The following is a 19,589-nucleotide window of genomic DNA, read 5'->3' on the forward strand; positions in this document are numbered from 1 at the left end:
AAATCATGAAAAAACTTCTGATCTCTGCCGTTTCCGCGCTCGTTCTGGGCTCTGGTGCGGCATTCGCTGCTGGCTCTGAAGGCCATGTCGAAAATCTGGATTTCTCGTTCGAGAACCCCTTTGGCACCTTCGACCAGCAGCAGCTCCGTCGCGGCTTTCAGGTCTACCGGGAGGTCTGCTCGGCCTGCCACGGCCTGAAATTCGTGCCGCTGCGCTCGCTCGCTGACGAGGGTGGCCCGCAGATGGACGCGGACTGGGTGCGTGCCTATGCCGCCGAACTGGACGAAGTCTACGACCCCGAGACCGACGAGTCGCGTCCGCGCAAGGAAACCGACATGTTCCCGACCCGCAAGGGCGAGGGCATGGGGCCGGACCTGTCGCTGATGGCAAAGGCCCGCGCGGGCTTCCACGGCCCCTACGGCACGGGTATCTCGCAGCTGGTTAACGGCATCGGTGGCCCCGAGTATATCTACTCGGTCCTGACCGGCTACACCGGCGAGGAAGTCGAGATGGCTGGCTCGTATTTCTACGAGAACCACACCTTCCCGGGTGGCCTGATCTCGATGCCCGCGCCGCTCTCGGAAGAGCTGGTCGAGTATGAAGACGGCACCGAGGCCAGCGTTCACCAGATGGCCGAAGACGTTTCGGCCTTCCTGATGTGGACCGCTGAACCCAAGATGATGGCACGCAAGCAATGGGGCTTTGTCGGCGTTCTGCTGCTCGGCCTGCTGACCACGCTGCTCTATCTGACCAACAAGCGCATCTGGGCACCCCACAAGGGCAAGCACTAAGCACCTGATGGCCTGAAACAGAAAACGCGCCCTTCGGGGCGCGTTTTTTATTTGCGACGTTCAGATCGGGGCCGATTGTCAGCCCCGCACCCCATAGCGCGCGAGGAACATCTCGACCGCGCCGTCGATGATCCGTTGACGGTCTCTGGGCGCGCAGCACTCGCCGATGCCAAAGACCAGACGGTTGTGGATGTCGACCTTGCACAGTTCCGCAAACTGATCGGCGGCCAGTTCGAAATCCTCGATCTGCAACTCGCCATTGGCGACGGCTTTGTGCAGATAGTCCACCATATGCTTGCGCACGAGTTCGGGACCGGAGTGGTAGAACTCATGTCCGAGCTGCGGGAAGCGGTCGGCCTCGGCCACGCAAATCCGGTAGGTCTGGAGCGCGAAGGTCGTCGACATATAGCCGATGAACCGCTCGGCCGCGAAGCGCAGCACCGCCGCGACGGGCATCTTCTCGGCCTCGACCAGTTCGACCGCCTCGTCGGCCTGCCGGTTGCACTCGGCCTTGGCAACCTCCATGAACAGCAGCCGCTTGTCGGGGAAATAGCTGTAAAGCGTCGCCTTCGAGACCCCTGCCTCACGCGCGATGTCATCGACCGAGGCGCCCTCGAACCCGTCACGCATGAAAATCGTGCGCGCGCCTTCAAGCACCTGATCGAACTTCCGCCCCTTGCGGATTTTCGGCGTTTTCGACTGGTCGGTCATCATCTCCCCCGAAACTCTACAGGCCATCTTAGACCGAAGCCTTCAGCAGGGAAAGACTACGTGGCGTCACAGCGTTTGCGCAAGAAGTTCCGCGTCCCACCGGGCGACCTCGGCCATCGAGGGCCGCGCCATGCAACGCGCGACCCAATCCTTGATAACCGGCACGTCGGGCGTCATCTGCGTGAAAAACCCGAAGGGCGAGAACATCAGCAGATCGGCCGCGCTGAACCTATCGCCCAGCAGAAAGTCGCGCCCCTGCAAGGCGTCGGTCAGGCGCGCGGTCAGGGTCTTCATATCGCGGAAGGTTGCGTAATAGGCCGGATGTTTGACCTCGGCGACATGGCCAACCAGCACGGGTTCAAGCACGCCTTGATAATAGAAGAGCCACGAGAGGAACTCGCCGCGCTTGGCCTCGCCCGGCATCGGCGCCAAACCGGCCTCGGGGAAGGCTTCGCACAGATAGGCCACGATTGCGCCGCGTTCGCGCACGGTATCCTCGCCATTCACCAGATAGGGAACCTTGCCCTCGGGATGCGGGTTTGCCGCGTCGCGCCCGCCCGACCCATCCTGCCGCGGGATCGACACGACGCGCACATCGACCTTGTCGCGCGCCCCAAGTTCATGAAGCAGCGACACGATGGTCGAGGATCGGCTATTCGGGGAATGGTAAAGGATCATCTGCGCTCCGCGTGGACTGGTTACGTCCCGCAGAGCATTGCACAGTTGCGAGGCTGGCAAAAGCCTTAGCCGATCGTGCCGCGCTGCCCGCCAGTTTGCGCGCGGTCCAGCAGCAGGTGATCAAGGATCACGCAGGCCATCATCGCCTCGGCCACCGGCACCGCACGGATGCCGACGCAGGGGTCATGGCGGCCTTTGGTGATCACCTCAACCTCTTCGCCCGCGATATTGATCGAGCGGCGCGGCGTCAGGATCGACGAGGTCGGCTTGACCGAGAAACGCACGGTGATCGGCTGGCCGGTGGTGATACCGCCCAGAATGCCGCCCGCGTGGTTCGACAGAAACTCGGGGCCATTTGGACCCATGACGATCTCGTCGGCATTCTCGACGCCGGTCAGTTCCGCCGCAGCCATGCCTTCGCCGATCTCGACGCCTTTAACCGCGTTAATCGACATCATCGCGGCAGCCAGATCGGTGTCCATTTTCGCATAGATCGGCGCGCCCAGACCTGCCGGACAGCCTTCGGCCACCACCTCGATCATCGCACCGACCGAGTTCTGCCCCTTGCGGATTGCGTGCAGGTAGTCGGCCCATTCGGCCACGGCATCCGCATCAGGAATAAAGAAATCGTTGCGCAGTATCTCGTCGCGGTCAAAGCGCGCGCGGTCAATATGCTTGGCGCCCATCTGGACCATGTAGCCGGTAATCTGCAGATCCGGCACCAGATGGCGCAGAACTGCCTGCGCCACGCCGCCAGCCGCCACCCGCGCCGCCGTTTCGCGCGCCGAAGACCGCCCGCCGCCGCGATAATCACGCAGCCCGTATTTCTGGTGATAGGTGATGTCGGCATGACCCGGGCGGAACTGCCGCGCGATCTCGCCGTAATCGCGCGAGCGCTGGTCGGTGTTCTCGATCATCAGCTGGATAGGCGTGCCGGTCGATTTTCCCTCGAACACCCCCGAGAGGATTTTCACGCGGTCCGGCTCTTGCCGCTGCGTGGTTTCCTTGGATTGCCCCGGACGGCGGCGATCCAGAAAGACCTGAATGAACTCTTCCGAAATCCCGACACCGGGCGGGCACCCATCGACGGTCGCGCCAAGCGCAGGCCCGTGGCTTTCGCCCCAGGTGGTCACACGGAAGATATGGCCGAAGGTGTTGAAGCTCATGGGTCTCTCCTTTGCCCTCCGATTAGCCTTGAAAGAGGCCGAATCCAAGCGCTTTCCCCTTGCACGGGCGCGCAAGGACACTATGTTCAGCCGCACCTCGGGGTGCCTGACCGATTTCGGACAGGCTGAGATGCGCAAGCGAACCCGTTGAACCTGAACCGGTTAAGACCGGCGGAGGGAAGGTATCGGGCCATTTCACTCGCCCGCCTGACCCCGCCCGTCAGCGAAGGAGCGAACCATGAAGAAAACTCTGATGCTTGCGGGTCTTGTTGCGGCTGCCACTCCGGCGCTGGCCGACGAGAACCCTGTGCTTACTGTCTATGCGCCCGATTATTTCACCTCGGAATGGGGGCCGGGTCCGGCCATTGAGGCGGGGTTCGAGGCTAGCTGCGGCTGTGACCTTGAATTTGTCGCGGGTGATGTGATGCCGCGCCTGATGCTTGAGGGCGACAAGACCGCGGCGGATGTGGTGATCGGCCTGAACACCGACGAGACCGCACGCGCCCGCAAACTGGGCGTTTTCGCGCCCCATAACGCGGATCTCTCGACGCTCACCCTGCCGATTGAATGGGCTGACGACACTTTCCTGCCCTTCGACTGGGCGGAAACCGCGTTCATCTATGACAAGACGCGCCTGCCGAACCCGCCGCAAAGCTTTGCCGAATTGCTGGACGCGGATGTAAAGCTGGCGATTCAGGACCCGCGCGCCTCGGTCTCGGGGCTGGCGCTGCTGTTGTGGGTCAAATCGGTCTATGGTGACAAGGCCGGTGAGGCTTGGGCGAAACTCGCGCCCAAGGTTCTGACGGTGACGCCCGGCTGGTCGGAGAGCTACGGCCTCTTCACCGATGGCGAGGTCGATATGGTGCTCTCGTTCACCACTTCGCCCGCCTATCACATCATCGCCGAAGAGGACGACACCAAGGCCGCCGCGATCTTCCCCGAAGGGCACTACCTTTACACCGAACTCGTTGCCCAGACCGCAACCACCGACACGCCCGAGCTTGCGCAATCCTTCATGGATTACGTCCTTTCGGATGCGTTCCAGGGCATGATCGCGACGGCCAACTGGTCCTATCCGTCGGTGATCAAAGAGGGCTTCCTGCCCGAAGGTTTTGCAGCGCTTCCGCGTCCGGCGAAAACCAGCTTCTACACCGAAGACGAGGCAGAGGCTCTGCGCGGCCCGGCCCTTGAAGAATGGCTCGCCGCGTTCGGGAACTGATCCCGGCGGCGCTGGCGGCCCTGCTGCTGGCAACGCTTGTTCTGGCCCCTCTCGGCGCGGTGGCACTCCGCGCCGGAGGGTTCGGCCTTTTGACGCCGCGCGATCTGGACGCGCTGTGGTTCACGCTCTGGCAGGCCGCGGTCTCGGCTGCGATTTCCTGCGCCTTCGCAATCCCCTTGGCGCGCGCCTTGCACCGACGCGATTTCCGAGGGCGTGGCCTGCTGATCTCGCTGATGGGCGCGCCCTTTATCCTGCCGACCATCGCCGCCGTGATGGGGCTGATCGCGGTTTTCGGGCGCAAGGGGCTGGTGAATACAGGCCTTGGCTGGCTTGGCCTGCCCGAGGTGTCGATCTACGGCGCGCATGGGGTGATCGCGGCGCATGTGTTCTTTAACCTGCCGCTGGCGACGCGCATGGTGCTGCATGGCTGGCGCGCCATCCCGACCGAGCGGGTGCGCCTTGCCGCGAGCCTTGGATTCGGCCCCGCGCAGATGCGCCGCCACCTTGAAACCCCGATGCTGCGCGCGGTTCTTCCCGGCGCGTTTCTGGCGATTTTTCTGGTCTGCCTGACTTCGTTCGCGATTGCCCTGACCCTTGGCGGAGGCCCGAAGGCGACCACGGTAGAGCTTGCAATCTATCAGGCGTTCCGCTTCGATTTCGACATGGGGCGCGCGGCAACGCTGGCGCTGGTGCAGGTCGCGCTGTGCGTCGGCGCACTCATGGTAACGGCGCGGATGACGCTGCCCTCGGGGTTTGGGGCGGGGCTTGATCGTCCGCAGCCGATGCCCGAAGGCGTTACCCCCGCAAGCCCCCTGCCCGATGCTGCGATGATCGTTCTGGCGGCGGCATTTTTGCTGGTGCCGATCGGCGCGATTGTGCTGCGCGGGCTTCCGGCACTCGCCGATCTGCCACCCTCGATCTGGCGCGCGGCGGGCACCTCGCTTGCGGTGGCGGCGGGGTCGACGATTCTGACCCTTGCGCTGGCCCTGCCGCTGGCACTGACCGCCACGCGGCACCGTTGGGCCGAGCTGTCCGCCATGCTGCCCCTATCTGCTTCGGCGCTGGTGATGGGGGCCGGAGCCTTCCTGATCGCGCGGGCCTTCGTGAACCCCACAAGCCTTGCGATTCCGGTGACGCTGTTGACGAATGCGGTGCTCTCGGTGCCCTTTGCCGTGCGTATCCTGATCCCTGCCGCGCAGTATCTGCAGCACAATTACGACCGTCTTGCCTCCGCGCTGGACCTGCGCGGGGTGGCGCGCCTGCGCTATCTGACCCTGCCGCGACTGGCGCAGCCCTTGGGGTTTTCCGCAGGGTTGGCGGCGGCGTTTTCGATGGGAGACCTTGGCGTCATCACCCTGTTTTCGGACGGGCGCACGCAGACGCTTCCGCTTGCGCTTTTTCAACTGATGGGGGCTTATCGGATGGATCAGGCGGCAGCGGCGGCGGTGCTGTTGATCGCCCTGTCATTCGCGCTTTTTTGGGCTTTGGACCGGATCGGACATCATGCTGACCCTCGATAACCTGCACCTGACCCAAGGCGCGTTTCATCTGCGCGCCGATCTGGTAGTGCGAACCGGCGCACGGGTTGCGCTGATCGGCCCCTCGGGCGCGGGCAAATCGACGCTTCTGAACGCGATCGCGGGGTTTATCGCGCCCACCACCGGAGCAATCCGCTGGGATGGCAAGGACATCACCGATATGCCCCCCGGCGCGCGGCCTCTCTCAATCCTGTTTCAGGATCAAAACCTGTTTCCGCATCTGAGCGTCACGCAGAACCTTGGGCTTGGCCTTGATCCGCGCCTGAAGCTGTCTGCCGCGCACAACGCCCAGATCGAAGCGGCGCTGGAACGCACGGGGCTTGCGGGGTTTGGCCCCCGCAAACCGTCCGCGCTTTCGGGCGGGCAGCAGGCGCGTGTTGCGCTGGCCCGCGCGCTTTTGCGAGCGCGTCCCTTGCTGCTGCTGGATGAGCCGTTTTCGGCGCTTGGCCCCGCGCTCAAGGCCGAGATGCTGGCGCTGGTGGGTGCGCTTGCGCAAGAACACCGCACAACGCTTCTGATGGTTTCGCACGACCCCGAGGACGCCCGCGCCCTTTGCCCCGAAACTATCCTCGTGGCTGATGGCGAGGCGCTTCCGCCGCAAGACACTGACGCCCTGCTGACCAACCCGCCCGAGGCGTTGCAAACCTATCTGGGCAAATAAAAACGGGGGCCGTCTGGCCCCCGCTTGTAGGTCTAGTTGCTGCGCGGATCAGTAGATCACGACCGAGCGGATGCTCTCGCCCTTATGCATCAGGTCGAAGGCGTCGTTGATCTTTTCCAGCGGCATGGTGTGCGTGATCATCGAGTCGATCTCGATCTTGCCATCCATGTACCAATCCACGAATTTCGGCACATCGGTGCGCCCCTTCGCACCGCCAAACGCGGTGCCTTTCCAGACACGGCCCGTCACCAATTGGAACGGGCGGGTCGAGATTTCAGCCCCTGCCGGTGCCACACCGATAATCACCGACACGCCCCAGCCGCGGTGCGAACATTCCAGCGCATCGCGCATCACCTTGACGTTGCCGGTCGCGTCGAACGAGTAATCCACGCCGCCGATCTGGTCGTCGCCCTTCTTCGTCAGGTTCACGATTTCCTGCACGACCGAGCCTTCGATCTTGGACGGGTTCACGAAATGCGTCATGCCGAATTTCTTCGCCATCTCGGCCTTCCCATCGTTCAGATCGACGCCGATAATCATATCGGCCCCCGCCATGCGCAGCCCCTGAATGACATTGAGACCAATGCCGCCAAGGCCGAACACCGCCGCGGTCGAGCCGATCTCGACTCCGGCCGTGTTGATCACCGCGCCAATGCCGGTCGTGACACCGCAGCCGATGTAGCAGATCTTCTCGAACGGAGCATCCTCGCGCACTTTCGCCAGTGCAATCTCGGGCATGACCGTGTGGTTCGCGAAGGTCGAGCAGCCCATGTAGTGATAGATCGGCGTGCCATCGAGCATCGAAAAGCGCGTGGTCCCATCGGGCATAAGCCCCTGACCTTGCGTGTTGCGGATCGCCGTGCACAGGTTCGTCTTGCCCGAGCGGCAGGAGGGACATTCGCGGCACTCGGGCGTATAAAGCGGAATCACATGATCGCCGGGCTTGAGCGTGGTCACGCCCTCGCCAACCTCGATCACGACGCCCGCGCCCTCATGCCCCAGAATCGACGGGAACAGCCCTTCGGGGTCCGCTCCGGACAATGTGAACTCGTCGGTGTGGCAGATGCCGGTGGCCTTGATTTCAACAAGAACCTCGCCCGCTTTGGGCCCTTCAAGGTTCACTTCCATGATCTCAAGCGGCTGGCCCGGGGCAATCGCTACGGCGGCACGGGTTCTCATCGCAAATTCCTCCTTGTATAGATGAAAGGAACCTGCGCGAGAGCAGGGCAAAAATCAAGGAACGGGTGCGACATGTTCAACCGAGTTTACGTCATCGCGGCAGGTCTGTTGCTTGCAGCGTGCCAATCCCCCGCCGTCGAAGAGGCGCCCGCGCCCGTGATGCCTGCGCCGCAAATGACGCCAAGCGTCGCTACCACCGACAGCGGGCTGCAAGAGCGCACGCCCGACACTTGCCACGCGATCGACTATATTTCGGTTCTGGGGCAGCCGCGCACGGCGCTTGATACGCTGGCCATCACGCGCCCGCATCGCGTCATCGAATGGCGCGGCTTCGAGGATCAGTCCTACGATCCGCAGCGCGTCGTCTTCCGCATTGATGCTGCGGGCAACATCTGGAACATCGACTGCGGCTAATAAATAAACGCCCCGCTTCAATGGCTTGAGCGGGGCGCTTTTTTAGTTTTTGTAGTCGTCGTGGCAGGATTTACAGGCCGTCCCGATCTGCGTCACCCCGTCGCGCAGCGTATCCAGCGACGTGGTGTCGATTGCGTTGACCGCCTCGACCAGACGTTCGGCCTTGGCGGCAAAATCCTCGAAATTCACCCAGACCGCGTCACTCGTCTCGGAAGCCGGATCATGCGCCTCGGTCTCGAAGGTGGTCACGATCTTGGGGGCGTTTTCGCGCAGCAAAGCCGCCGCCGTCGCGGCCTGCGTCGCGTTGAAATCCAGCTTGCCCTTGGCCATATTCCCCAGCACCGCAAAATTGCTGCGGAAGGTCTCCATATTCGCGATACGGGCTTTGACCAGCGGGTGATGGGGTTGCAGCTTGGCCTGCGCCACGCCTGCGACACAGATCAGCGCGACAGCCAGCAATTTGACAGAGAGTTTCATTCGGGCCTCGTTTCGGGTTCGCCGCACCATAGCCCGCAACACTCCGAGGACCAGACCGATTTCTGCCCGCGCTATAAACTTCGCGTGACGTCCTGGCGATGCAATGAAAGCGCCCCGGCAAAGCGGACTGGGTGGGGGCTGTTAACCGCTTTGCCGGGGTCTTTAGCGTTTTCCGCTGACCTTTGTATCCCTCAGGAAAGGGGCGATATTCGGCTCGGGTGCTGACAATTTGAGGGATTTTTTGCGGCCAAACAAAGACAGGGTTAACGCTGTCAAGACGCCCTTAACCACGCTCAGACTTTTGAGCCTTGATTTGCGGCCCGCTCGCTGTACCCTTTTCTTATGACGGTGCAGCCCCCGACCCCCTTTCCGCGCCCGCAAAGCGCCCCCGAGCAGGTCGCCTTCGACCGGCTGGAACTGGGCGTGATCCTTTCGCTTTATGGCAAGATGGTCGCTGCCGGCGAATGGCGCGACTACGCCATGAGCTTTCTGCGCGACAAGGCGGTGTTTTCGATTTTCCGTCGCGCAGCCGAACACCCGCTCTACCGGATCGAGAAGGTCCCCGCGCTGCGCAACCGGCAGGGGCTTTATGCGGTGCTTGGCATGGACGGGCAGATCCTGAAACGCGGGCATGATCTGGCGGTTGTCTTGCGCGTGCTCGAACGCAAACTCATCCGCCCCATAGATTGACGCCAGCCAAGTGGCTATATAGCTAACATAAGGGCGGGCCTTTTGTTTTTGGCCGGTCATAACCCAAGGCAACGGCGGAGAGCGTGCATGGCCAAGGCAGCGGGGAATCCCCCCCTCACGCTGCGCGAACGACTGGAGGACGCCCTGATCGGCGGCGCTTTGGGTCTGTTGCGGCTGCTGCCCTATCGCTGGCGGGTGCCGTTTGCGGGCTGGCTGGTGCAGAGCATCGCCGCCCCCCTGATCGGGATGCGCAAGCGGGTGCGTGCCAATCTTGATCTGGCGATGCCCGAGCTGCCCGAGGCCGAGAAAACCCGCCTTGCGCGACAGGTTCCCGACAATCTGGGCCGCTTCATGGCCGAGATCTTCTCGCCCGCCGAATTCACCGAAATTTGCCGCGCCACGCCGTTCGAAGGTCCGGGTCTTGCCGCGTTCGAACAGGCCCGCGCGCGCGGGCAAGGCGTCATCGCCGTTTCGGGGCATTTCGCGAATTACGATGTGTTTCGCGTGGGCATGTCGCTGCGCGGATACTCGGTCGGCGGTCTCTACCGTCCGATGAACAACCGCGCGTTTCACCAGCGCTACCTGAACGCCATCGAAACCTTGGCCACCCCCCTTTACGAACGCTCGCGCCGCGGCATGGCGCAGATGGTCAAGCACCTGCGCAACGGTAATGTGCTTGCGATGCTGACCGACCAGCATATGCGCAAGGGCGAAGAGCTGCATTTCTTTGGCCTGCCCGCCTATACGGCGGTTTCGGCGGCGCAACTGGCGCTGAAATATGACGCGCTCCTGATCCCGATCTATGTGATCCGCCAGCCCGACGGGCTGTCCTTCAGGGTCGAGCTGGAGGCGCCCATTCCGCATAGCGACGAGATCACCATGACGCAGGCGCTTAACGACAGCCTCGAGGCGCGGGTGCGCACGCATATGGAGCAATGGCTCTGGACGCATCGCCGCTGGAAGAAACCACCCAAGGGGGCAGGACATGCGTAACGCCATCGCCATCATCCCCGCGCGCGGCGGGTCGAAACGCATCCCGCGCAAGAACATCAAGCCCTTCGTTGGCAAGCCCGCGATTGGCTGGCCGATTGCGGCGGCGCAGGCATCCGGCCTGTTTGAGCGGATCGTCGTGACCACCGACGACCCCGAAATCGCCGATACCGCCCGCGCCCTTGGTGCCGAGGTTCCGTTTCTGCGCGACCCCGCACTGTCCGACGATCACACCGGCACGACCGAGGTGATCCGCGATGCGGTCACCCGCCTTGATCTGCCCGCCGATACGCCCGTCTGCTGCATCTATGCGACAGCGCTGTTGCTTGACCCTGAGGCGCTGCAAGAGGGGGCAGCGCTCCTTCGCGCAGGCGCGAAATGGGTCTTGTCGGTTGGACGCTACGCGACCCCCATCGAACGCGCCTACCGCCTGCGGAACGGCGAATTGCGCCCTGACCGCCCCGAGGCGATGCCGATGCGCTCGCAAGACCTTGAACCGGCCTATTTCGACGTGGGCCAGTTCTACTGGGCAAGCGCCGCCACATGGTCCGACCCGATGGCCCGCGTCTGGGACGGGGCCGCAGGCGTCGAAATTCCGCCCGAGCGCGCCGTTGACATCGACACCCCCGACGACTGGGCGCGCGCCGAGCGGATGTTCGCCCTATTGGAACACTCCAAATGAGCAATATGTCTCTTGCATTTCTCGGTTACGGTCCCGACCAAACCCGACTGATAGATTGGCTCCAAAACTTTGGACATTCAGTGCAGCACATCCACGGAGCAGTAAGCGACCTATCCGGTTTTGACCGGATTATCAGTTTTGGTTACAGGCATATCCTTCGAAAGGAAGTAATCCGAACCGCCCAGAAGCCAATCGTCAATCTGCATATTTCCTTACTTCCGTTCAACCGCGGCGCACATCCAAATTTCTGGGCATGGGTAGAGCGCACGCCTCACGGAGTAAGCCTGCATGAAATTGATGCAGGGTTGGATACCGGTCCAATTCTTGAACAGCGTAAAGTCCAATTCGACGACGACCGGATAACCCTTCGGGACAGCCAGAGCCGACTTGTTTCAGAAATTGAGTCGCTGTTTGAGGAGGTTTTTCCGAAATGGATAGCCAACCAGGTCACGCTCACCCCTCAAGAGGGAGCAGGAACAGCGCATAAATCTCGCGACTTGCCTGAATGGGTTCACTGGGACATGCAGGCAAAGGAGGCCCGTGACCGCTATGACCACGAATAAACCGAAGAAAATCGTCATCGTCCTCGCCAATCTGATGGACGCAAATGGCGTCCTAAACGAGGAGACGCGGGGGCGTCTTGAGCTAGGGTGCAGAGTCGCACAGGACATTAAGGCATCAGAGGTCGTCTTTATGGGATGGGACTACCGGAACGACTGCAATCTGCCGATCTCTGTCGCAATGAAAATTGAGGCCGAGCAACGCGGGCTATGCCCAGACATTCCCCTAAGATGTAACCTGCTTTCTCGGGATACTGTCGGAGATGCGGTTTTCTCGGCAGCCGACTATTGGCCGGATTTCGCTCATGTTCTGCCCGTTGTGACTACCTCGGATTACCATGTCACTCGAACCCAGCAGGTTTTTGAAGCCGTTTGGGGTAAAGATATAACTGTCCATGGAGCGAAAACACCAGATCCGGCCAAGAGGCATGAAAGCGAACTGGCCTCGATCAAGGCCTTTAAGAACACATTTAATGGGGTTTCTGCAGGCGACCTGAAAGGGTATGTGTCGCGCATGCGCACGGAACACCCGTTCTATAATGGCGTAGCACTTGGCGAGCGGCCATTCGATTGGTCGAAATTAGCCCCTGCGCTTGTTGCGTGCCAACCGGATTGATATGAAGTCTACCAGCAGTTTCTCCGACGGAGGTCTTTCAGTGTCCCACGTTTTTTCCATTTCGGGTCGCGCCATAGGACCGGGGCATTCACCCTATATCATCGCCGAGCTTTCGGGGAACCATAACGGCGATCTGGGTCGCGCGCTGGCGCTGATCGATGCGGCGGCGAAAACAGGGGCCGATGCGGTCAAGCTCCAGACCTATACCGCCGACACGATCACCATCGCTTCCGACCGACCTGAATTCATAATCAAAGGGACCCCGTGGGACGGGCGCTCGCTCCATGACCTCTATCAAGAGGCCTCGACGCCGTGGGACTGGCACGAGGCGCTGTTTGCCCGCGCGCGTGGCCACGGGCTGCATGTGTTTTCCTCGCCCTTCGATCCGACGGCCGTGGATTTCCTCGAAACGCTGGACCCGCCCGCCTATAAGATCGCTTCCTTTGAACTGGTCGATACGCCGCTGATCCGCAAGGTCGCCGCGACCGGCAAACCGTTGATCATGTCGACCGGCATCGCCAATTACGCCGAGATCGAGGACGCCCTTCGCGCCGCACGCGAGGGCGGGGCGGACTGCGTGTCGCTTCTGCATTGCGTCTCGGCCTACCCTGCGCGGCCCGAAGACATGCGCCTGCGCACGATCGAGGCGCTGGCCTCGGCTTTCGGCGTGCAGGTTGGCCTGTCGGATCACACGCTTGGATCGGCGGTTGCGGTGGCCTCGATCGCACGGGGCGCCAGGATCATCGAAAAGCACATGACGCTGGCGCGCGCTGATGGTGGGCCGGACGCGGATTTCTCGCTTGAACCTCATGAATTCAAACAGCTTGTGGACGATTGCCGCATGGCGCATGGCGCCTTGGGCGCGCCAATTTATGACCGCAAGGGCGTGGGCGGGGCGAATGCGCAATTCCGACGCTCGCTTTATGTGGTGGCGGATGTCGCTGCGGGCGAGGTGCTGACCGAAGCGCATGTCCGCTCGATCCGGCCCGGCCTTGGCCTTGCGCCAAAGCACCTGCCGGATGTTTTGGGGAAGCGCGCGGCGCGCGCCCTAAGCCACGGCGAGCCCTTCGACTGGTCGATGATCGCGCGGGGCTAAGCGCGCTTCAGCATCCGCCGTTCAATCGCCGCGGCGGCGCGGTCAAGGTTGTCGTCCAGCACGCCAAACCGCGCGCGCACGCTGTCATAAACCGGATCGGGGGTTTTCATCGCGGCAGCAAAAGCCTCGAACCCCGCCAGATCACCGATCTGGGGCAGTTCCGCAAACAGCGGAAGGTTCTCGGCAAAGACCGCTGCGGGTTTGCCCGAATAGAGGCAATCCAGAACCGTCGTCGAAGTGGGCGAGATCATCCCGTGCACCAGGTCGATCGCGTCATGGATCGTGGCCTTTGCCAGCGGCCCGGAATAGTAGTGCGAAAACAAAACGTTCGGATGCTTGCGCGCGAGATCGCGGTCATGCGTGCGGTGGCTTTTGCGCACCTTGCCGCGGTGCGAGCGGATGATGATCCCAAGGTCGGGGTTCCGCGTCAGCGCCTGATCCAGCAGGTCATAGAAGTGGTCGATGTGGTCCTTGGTGTAGCGCCCCTGCCCCCAGCGGAAGGACTGACACACCAACAGCCTGCGCGGATAGCGCGCGACCCAGTCCGAGACCTCGGGGCCAAAGCGGTTCTGCGGCAGGATGTTTTCCTTGGTAAAGCCCACCACCTCGACCTTGGCGGCCGTTTCGGGGGTAAACAGCGCGCGGTTCTCGCCCAGGGGTTCCCAGAACAAAAGCTGATCCGAGAAATACGCCATCTCGCCCTCGATCCGCCGCGCATTCACCCCCACCTGATAGGCGCCGTGCTGCAAAAAGATCGAAGGCTTGCCGATCTTCTTCATATAGGTGCCACGCTGCTTGCGCGTGGTGGTGTCCCAGTTCGGATCGGCAATCGTCAACACCGCATCCGCTTCGCGAATATCGCGCTGATACAACAGTTTCATGCGCAGTTTCGAGGCAGGCTCGGGCGCAAAGCCCATCCGTTCGAACACCGGCTGAAGACGGCGCTCCTTGCGCAGGAGTTTCGAATAGACCAGCGCGCGCACCCGCACATGCCCCCGATGGTGCAGCCGCGCGAGCACCGGATAGGTGCTTTCAAAATCCGGCATCCCGTTCAGATAGGCCAGAAGAAGCGGTTTCTCAGCCATTCAGCGCCTCGGCCAAAACCGCGACAACCCGGTCCTGATCGGCCTCGGTCAGACCGGCATAAAGCGGGATGCTGATCGCGCGATTGTAATAGCCTTCCGAGGCCGGGAAATCCCCCCAGTCGAACCCGCGCGCACGGTAGAAGGGCTGCGTGTGGACGGGGATATAATGCACGTTCACACCGATCCCGTTCTCGCGCAGATAGGCGAAGACGCGGGCGCGGTCTTCGACCTGCACAGGATACAGGTGATAGGCCGAATAGCTGTCGGGATGCTGCGCTGGACGCGTCAGCGGCAGCCCCGCCAGCAGATCGTCATAGCGCGCTGCAAGCGCGTTGCGGCGGGCGACAAACTGCGTGAGCCGCGTCATCTGGCTAACACCAAGGGCCGCCTGCATCTCGGTCATGCGGTAGTTATAGCCAAGGGCGACTTGTTCGTAATACCACCCGCCCGCGCTTTCGCCCTGCAAGAGCGCCGGATCACGCGTGACCCCGTGCGAGCGGTGCAGATCCATCCGCTGCGCAAGGCCCGCGTCATTCGTCGTCGCCACGCCACCTTCGGCGGTTGTGACGATCTTGACCGGATGGAAGCTAAACACACAGATGTCGGAATGCGCACAATTGCCGACGGGCGCGCCCTGATAGCGCGCACCGATTGCGTGGCTGGCATCCTCGATCACGCGCACGCCATAGCGCCGCGCCAGCGCCCCGATCGCGGCCATATCGGCGCTTTGACCCGCAAAATGCACAGGGATCAGAACCTTGGGCAGCTTGCCGGCAGCCTCGGCCTGCACCAGCTTGGCCTCCAGCGCTTTGGGGCACATCACATAAGTCGCGGGATCAATATCCACGAAATCGACCTCCGCGCCGCAGTAAATCCCGCAATTGGACGAGGCGACAAAGGTATTGGGCACCGTCCAAAGCCAGTCCCCCGGCCCCAGATCCAGCGCCATACAGGCGATATGCAGGGCCGAGGTGGCGGAATTCACCGCCAGCGCATAGCCCGCCCCTGTCTCGGCCATGATCGCCGCTTCGAAGCGCGGCACGGCTGGCCCTTGCGTCAGGAAATCCGAACGCAGAACCGCCTCGACCGCAGCAATATCGTCATCCGAAATATCCTGGCGGCCATAGGGGATCATCAGAATTTTCCGATCTTTTCGGCGTTGTCAGCGATCCATTTCTGGAGCTCTTCAACGCCCATCCAGTCCGCGTTCTTCTCGGAGGAATATTCGAACCCTTCCGGAACCGGCTTGCCTTCTTTGATCCGCACAGGGTCTTTCGACCAGTTGTGGATCGCAGGGATGATCTTGAAGTGGTCGGCATATTCGTAGGTATGCGCCGAATCCTCGGGGCCGATCATCTGCTCGTGCAGCTTTTCGCCCGGACGGATACCGATGACCTCGTGTTTGGCATCGGGCACGACGGCCTTGGCAATGTCGAGAATGTTCATCGAGGGGATCTTGCGCACATAGACCTCGCCGCCGACCATATCCTCAAAGGCGTGCCAGACCAGCTCGACCCCTTGTTCAAGCGTAATCATGAAGCGGGTCATGCGCCCGTCGGTGATCGGCAGCACGCCCTTATCCTTGAGCGTCAGGAAGAACGGAATGACCGAGCCGCGCGAACCCATCACGTTGCCGTAGCGCACGACCGAGAAGCGGCAGTCCTTGGACCCCGCATAGGAATTCCCCGCCACAAACAGCTTGTCCGAGGCCAGTTTCGTCGCGCCATACAGGTTCACCGGACTGGATGCCTTGTCGGTGGAGAGCGCAACGCAGCGTTTCACGCCCTTGTCGATGCAGGCGTCGATCACGTTCATCGCGCCGTTGATATTGGTTTTCACGCATTCGAACGGGTTATATTCGGCGGTCGGCACGATCTTGGTTGCCGCCGCGTGGACCACATAATCCACCCCGTCCATCGCGCGATACAGCCGTTCCCGGTCGCGCACATCGCCGATGAAAAACCGCACGCGCGGGTCATCGCCATAGGTCTTGGCCATTTCCCACTGCTTCATCTCGTCGCGCGAATAGATGATGATGCGCTTGGGATTGTATTTCTCCAGCGTCATCGGAACGAAGCGTGAGCCGAAAGACCCTGTGCCACCGGTGATCAGGATCGTGCTATTGGCCAACATCGGGATGCCTCCGTCCTCGAAATTCCTTGGGTTTGTGCTAGCGGTCTTGAGCCGGACTGTCCAGCGGTTAGGCCCGCGCGATCCGCCGCGCACCAAGCCATGTGCCCTCGCTTGCGGCGTCAATCCGCGCACGGGCCTCGGCAATCCCCTCATAGGCCACGCTCATCGTGTGGCCATTCGCATGGATCAGGCGCGTCGCATCGCACGCCAGCGCGACATGACCTTTCCAGAACAGCAGATCTCCACGCTGAAGGGGCGCGCCCTCGGGCAAAAGCGCCCCAAGGGCCGCCCATTGCATATCGCTGTCCGCAGGGCAGGCCAGCCCGCACGCCATCAGCGCCGCCTGCACCAGCCCAGAGCAATCTATCCCGTCATGCGAGTTTCCGCCCCAGAGGTAGGGCACATTCAGCAGGCGCTCGGCCACCGCAACCGGATCATCTTCGGGCGCCTCCAGCGGGCGCAGGTGCTGGCGCGGAATCCAGGCATCCTCGGTCACGGCAAATGGCCCATCGTCTTCGAACACCGTAACCGTAGCCCCGAGCGAAAGTTTGCGCACTTCGCCCGCCTTGATCGAGGCCGTACGGTAACCATGTGTCGCCGCCGCACTGACGCGGTGCGTCACCTCCAGCGGCTTGCCCAACGCGTCCGATGCCACCCAACCGCAATAGCCGTCCGCCTGCGCTTGAACGAAAGTCCACGCCATGCGGCGTTCGATAATCAGCACCGCCGCCCCGAATAAAAGCTGGCGGTCGCGCGCGCCATCGGGGGCGGCACACAGGTCCGTCACGGGGGCAATGATCCGCGCCGCCTCGCCTTCGGTGAAGACCAGGGACGACACCACCCCTTGCAACGTGCGATGCGCGATCCGCCCCGAAAACGGCGTCAGGCGCCGGTCGCGTTTTACCCCACTCATAGGCCGAACACCGTTTCGATGGCCTCAAGGATCGCGCGCGCGCCCTGGCCCACGCCGCCTTTGGGGCGCGCGGGCGCCGCCGCCGGTTGCCAGCCGTAGATGTCGAAATGCGCGAACCTCGGGGTGTCGGTGACAAAGCGGCGCAGGAACAGCGCCGCCGTAATCGACCCCGCCATCCCGCCCGAGGGCGCGTTATCAAGGTCCGCAATCCCCGGCTCGATCATCGGCTCATAGGGCGCCCAGAAGGGCATCCGCCAAAGCGGATCTGCCTGCGACACCGCGCTTTCGGCCAGTGCCGCCGCCAGCGGTTCGTCATCGGTGTAGAACGGCGGAACGTCCGGCCCAAGCGCCACCCGCGCTGCCCCCGTCAGCGTTGCCATGCAGATCAACAGATCTGGCTGCGCCTCATCCGCCAGCGCCAGCGCATCGGCCAGAACCAGCCGCCCCTCGGCATCGGTATTATTGACCTCGACCGTCAGCCCCTTGCGCGCGCGCAGCACATCCTGCGGGCGGAAGGCATCGCCCGAAACCGCGTTTTCCACCGCCGGGATCAGCACGCGTAACCGCAGATTCACGCCCAGAGACATGATGATATGCGCCAGTCCCAGAACGGTCGCCGCCCCACCCATATCCTTTTTCATCAGCCCCATCGAAGAGCCGGGCTTCAGGTTCAGACCGCCCGTATCAAAGCAGACCCCCTTGCCGACCAGCGTGATCGCCGGACCGGCCTCTCCCCAGTTCAGCTCGATCAGGCGCGGCGCGCGGGGCGAAGCGCGCCCGACGGCGTGGATCAGCGGGAAGTTCTGCGCCAGCAGGTCTTCGCCCTTGACCACCTTGACCTGAGCGTCGTGGGCATCCGCCAAGGCACGCGCGGCGGCCTCAAGCTCCTCCGGCCCCATATCATTGGCGGGGGTGTTTATCAGATCGCGCGTCAATGCCTCGCCCGCAGCCATTGCCTCGACCCGCGCGGCATCCACGCCCTCGGGGCAGACAAGGCGGGCCTTGGGCGGCGCGGCATCCTTATAGGCGGCAAAGCGATAGCCCGCGAGAAGCCAGCCAAGGGCCGCTTCCGCCGCCGCCCCTTCGGGCAGATCGCCCGCCAGCACCCAGTTCCCCTCGGGAAGCGCGGCCGCAGCATTGGCCAGATGAAACCGCCCGCGCGCGCGGGCCTGAGGCGAGCCAAACCCCACCAACGCCCCGGCAACCGAGCCATCCGGCGTGGGCAAAAGACACAACTCGCCCGGCTTGGCGGAAAATCCCTGCGCACGAACCCAAGCGGCCTGCGCTGCGGGCAAACCCGACAAAACCGCGTCCTGCCCATCCGCCGGAACCACATACAAGGGCTTCGCCGCCCCGTCGGTTTCGGCAAAACGCATCGCGGGGCGATCGGGGCGGGGCGCGGGCAACATCATGCAATCTCCGTAATGAGTTACGACGATAGCCTAACGCCCCCCTCCGCGCCCGCAAGCCCCCTAAACGCGCATATCGGACAAATCCCAGACCGCCGTCAGGCAGCGATCCCCAAGACGCACCAACCGCGCCAGAACCGCCGCCTCGGCGACCGTATCGCAGCGCGCCGCGCAGTCCAGAAGATCACGCGCGACACGCACCAGCACATCCATCCCGACCTGACGCGCCAAAGGATCAAGCGCATCCACCGCATCCACCAACTCGCTGTAGATGCCCTTCAGCGCGGCCTTTTCAAGCACACTGAGCGCGACCGCCATATCCTCCATCGCGACACTGATCAGTTGCTCGGCTCCTGTCGGGCCAAGCTCTGCGTAAAGCGCGACAATCCGGTCCGGATCAAGCCGAACCCCTTCGTCGCAGCGGCATTTGGTAATAGTTGCCACCCCGGTATCCCTTCCTTTCAGGCCACGCATCACCATGCGCGGCTCACCCAAGGCGGAGCCTGCCACCTATATCTCAAGAAAAGGTTTCCCCGGTCGGTTTTTTACCCTGAAACCTCTCGAAAAACCGGTCCAACCGC

The 19,589-nt window shown here is 62.6% G+C and carries 22 protein-coding genes and 1 riboswitch; of the genes, 11 read left to right on the top strand and 11 right to left on the bottom strand.

The window, feature by feature from the left end; genetic code table 11:
- Positions 1 to 2 precede the first annotated feature (2 nt).
- The gene (locus RYZ20_RS05475; RefSeq protein WP_317671354.1) at positions 3 to 791 is read left to right on the top strand and encodes a cytochrome c1; all 789 of its coding nucleotides are present in this window, start codon (positions 3 to 5) and stop codon (positions 789 to 791) included.
- 78 nt (positions 792 to 869) lie between these two features.
- Here the strand turns inward: RYZ20_RS05475 and RYZ20_RS05480 are convergent, their stop codons facing one another.
- The 3 genes from RYZ20_RS05480 to aroC all read right to left on the bottom strand — a co-directional run bounded on the left by RYZ20_RS05480 (position 870) and on the right by aroC (position 3,346).
- The gene (locus RYZ20_RS05480) at positions 870 to 1,502 is read right to left on the bottom strand and encodes a TetR/AcrR family transcriptional regulator (protein WP_317671118.1); all 633 of its coding nucleotides are present in this window, start codon (positions 1,500 to 1,502) and stop codon (positions 870 to 872) included.
- A 66-nt stretch (positions 1,503 to 1,568) separates the two neighbouring features.
- Positions 1,569 to 2,180 (bottom strand): glutathione S-transferase family protein, encoded by a 612-nt coding sequence (locus RYZ20_RS05485; protein ID WP_317671120.1) that lies wholly within the window; start codon positions 2,178 to 2,180, stop codon positions 1,569 to 1,571.
- A 65-nt stretch (positions 2,181 to 2,245) separates the two neighbouring features.
- The gene (gene aroC, locus RYZ20_RS05490) at positions 2,246 to 3,346 is read right to left on the bottom strand and encodes a chorismate synthase (RefSeq protein WP_317671122.1); all 1,101 of its coding nucleotides are present in this window, start codon (positions 3,344 to 3,346) and stop codon (positions 2,246 to 2,248) included.
- 88 nt (positions 3,347 to 3,434) lie between these two features.
- Positions 3,435 to 3,543: riboswitch (TPP riboswitch) on the top strand.
- A 41-nt stretch (positions 3,544 to 3,584) separates the two neighbouring features.
- On the opposite strand from aroC, the gene thiB reads away from it, so the two are divergent.
- Genes thiB through thiQ form a run of 3 tightly spaced genes read left to right on the top strand, consistent with a single transcriptional unit; the run spans position 3,585 to position 6,764 of the window.
- Positions 3,585 to 4,565, top strand: coding sequence for a thiamine ABC transporter substrate binding subunit (thiB, locus tag RYZ20_RS05495; RefSeq protein ID WP_317671124.1), 981 nt, complete (start codon positions 3,585 to 3,587; stop codon positions 4,563 to 4,565).
- Positions 4,541 to 6,085, top strand: a complete 1,545-nt coding sequence (locus tag RYZ20_RS05500) for a thiamine/thiamine pyrophosphate ABC transporter permease ThiP (RefSeq protein WP_317671125.1) — start codon at positions 4,541 to 4,543, stop codon at positions 6,083 to 6,085. The genes thiB and RYZ20_RS05500 overlap by 25 nt, the downstream gene beginning before the upstream one ends.
- A complete protein-coding gene (gene thiQ, locus RYZ20_RS05505) occupies positions 6,069 to 6,764 on the top strand; it encodes a thiamine ABC transporter ATP-binding protein (protein WP_317671127.1) in 696 nt (231 codons plus the stop codon). Before RYZ20_RS05500 ends, thiQ begins: the two co-directional genes overlap by 17 nt.
- Positions 6,765 to 6,812: 48 nt before the next feature.
- On the opposite strand, the gene RYZ20_RS05510 is transcribed toward thiQ, so the two are convergent.
- On the bottom strand, positions 6,813 to 7,943 hold the full coding sequence (locus tag RYZ20_RS05510; protein WP_317671129.1) for an S-(hydroxymethyl)glutathione dehydrogenase/class III alcohol dehydrogenase: 1,131 nt from the start codon (positions 7,941 to 7,943) through the stop codon (positions 6,813 to 6,815).
- Positions 7,944 to 8,015: 72 nt separating this feature from the next.
- On the opposite strand from RYZ20_RS05510, the gene RYZ20_RS05515 reads away from it, so the two are divergent.
- Positions 8,016 to 8,357 carry a hypothetical protein gene (locus RYZ20_RS05515; protein WP_317671131.1) on the top strand — a complete coding sequence of 114 codons (342 nt, stop codon included), beginning with the start codon at positions 8,016 to 8,018 and terminating at the stop codon, positions 8,355 to 8,357.
- 42 nt (positions 8,358 to 8,399) lie between these two features.
- Here the strand turns inward: RYZ20_RS05515 and RYZ20_RS05520 are convergent, their stop codons facing one another.
- Positions 8,400 to 8,834, bottom strand: coding sequence for a c-type cytochrome (locus tag RYZ20_RS05520; protein WP_317671133.1), 435 nt, complete (start codon positions 8,832 to 8,834; stop codon positions 8,400 to 8,402).
- Positions 8,835 to 9,176: 342 nt separating this feature from the next.
- Here RYZ20_RS05520 and RYZ20_RS05525 point away from each other — a divergent pair, with 342 nt between their 5' ends.
- The 6 genes from RYZ20_RS05525 (at position 9,177) to pseI (ending at position 13,468) form a co-directional block, all read left to right on the top strand.
- Complete coding sequence (locus RYZ20_RS05525) at positions 9,177 to 9,524, top strand: DUF2794 domain-containing protein (protein ID WP_317671135.1); 348 nt, start codon at positions 9,177 to 9,179, stop codon at positions 9,522 to 9,524.
- 87 nt (positions 9,525 to 9,611) lie between these two features.
- Positions 9,612 to 10,517: a lysophospholipid acyltransferase family protein gene (locus RYZ20_RS05530; RefSeq protein ID WP_317671137.1), complete on the top strand. Its 906-nt coding sequence runs from the start codon at positions 9,612 to 9,614 to the stop codon at positions 10,515 to 10,517.
- Complete coding sequence (pseF, locus tag RYZ20_RS05535; protein WP_317671139.1) at positions 10,510 to 11,196, top strand: pseudaminic acid cytidylyltransferase; 687 nt, start codon at positions 10,510 to 10,512, stop codon at positions 11,194 to 11,196. The genes RYZ20_RS05530 and pseF overlap by 8 nt, the downstream gene beginning before the upstream one ends.
- A complete protein-coding gene (locus RYZ20_RS05540) occupies positions 11,193 to 11,759 on the top strand; it encodes a formyltransferase family protein (protein WP_317671141.1) in 567 nt (188 codons plus the stop codon). The genes pseF and RYZ20_RS05540 overlap by 4 nt, the downstream gene beginning before the upstream one ends.
- Entirely contained in the window at positions 11,746 to 12,372 is a 627-nt protein-coding gene (locus RYZ20_RS05545) for an ElyC/SanA/YdcF family protein (protein WP_317671144.1), read from the top strand. Before RYZ20_RS05540 ends, RYZ20_RS05545 begins: the two co-directional genes overlap by 14 nt.
- Positions 12,373 to 12,412: 40 nt before the next feature.
- Positions 12,413 to 13,468: a pseudaminic acid synthase gene (gene pseI / locus RYZ20_RS05550; protein ID WP_317671146.1), complete on the top strand. Its 1,056-nt coding sequence runs from the start codon at positions 12,413 to 12,415 to the stop codon at positions 13,466 to 13,468.
- On the opposite strand, the gene RYZ20_RS05555 is transcribed toward pseI, so the two are convergent.
- The 6 genes from RYZ20_RS05555 to RYZ20_RS05580 form a co-directional block, all read right to left on the bottom strand.
- Entirely contained in the window at positions 13,465 to 14,553 is a 1,089-nt protein-coding gene (locus tag RYZ20_RS05555) for a glycosyltransferase family protein (protein WP_317671148.1), read from the bottom strand. The genes pseI and RYZ20_RS05555 overlap by 4 nt on opposite strands.
- Entirely contained in the window at positions 14,546 to 15,688 is a 1,143-nt protein-coding gene (gene pseC, locus RYZ20_RS05560) for a UDP-4-amino-4,6-dideoxy-N-acetyl-beta-L-altrosamine transaminase (protein WP_317671150.1), read from the bottom strand. The genes RYZ20_RS05555 and pseC overlap by 8 nt, the downstream gene beginning before the upstream one ends.
- On the bottom strand, positions 15,688 to 16,686 hold the full coding sequence (gene pseB, locus RYZ20_RS05565) for a UDP-N-acetylglucosamine 4,6-dehydratase (inverting) (protein ID WP_317671152.1): 999 nt from the start codon (positions 16,684 to 16,686) through the stop codon (positions 15,688 to 15,690). Before pseB ends, pseC begins: the two co-directional genes overlap by 1 nt.
- A gap of 67 nt (positions 16,687 to 16,753) precedes the next feature.
- Entirely contained in the window at positions 16,754 to 17,599 is an 846-nt protein-coding gene (locus RYZ20_RS05570) for a C40 family peptidase (protein ID WP_317671154.1), read from the bottom strand.
- Positions 17,596 to 19,011 carry a leucyl aminopeptidase family protein gene (locus tag RYZ20_RS05575; RefSeq protein WP_317671156.1) on the bottom strand — a complete coding sequence of 472 codons (1,416 nt, stop codon included), beginning with the start codon at positions 19,009 to 19,011 and terminating at the stop codon, positions 17,596 to 17,598. Before RYZ20_RS05575 ends, RYZ20_RS05570 begins: the two co-directional genes overlap by 4 nt.
- 60 nt (positions 19,012 to 19,071) lie before the next feature.
- Positions 19,072 to 19,452 (bottom strand): hypothetical protein, encoded by a 381-nt coding sequence (locus tag RYZ20_RS05580; protein ID WP_317671158.1) that lies wholly within the window; start codon positions 19,450 to 19,452, stop codon positions 19,072 to 19,074.
- Between the last annotated feature and the right edge of the window lie 137 nt (positions 19,453 to 19,589).

It is taken from the genome of Pseudothioclava alba, assembly GCF_033100795.1.
In the GTDB taxonomy this organism is placed as follows: Bacteria; Pseudomonadota; Alphaproteobacteria; order Rhodobacterales; family Rhodobacteraceae; genus Pseudothioclava.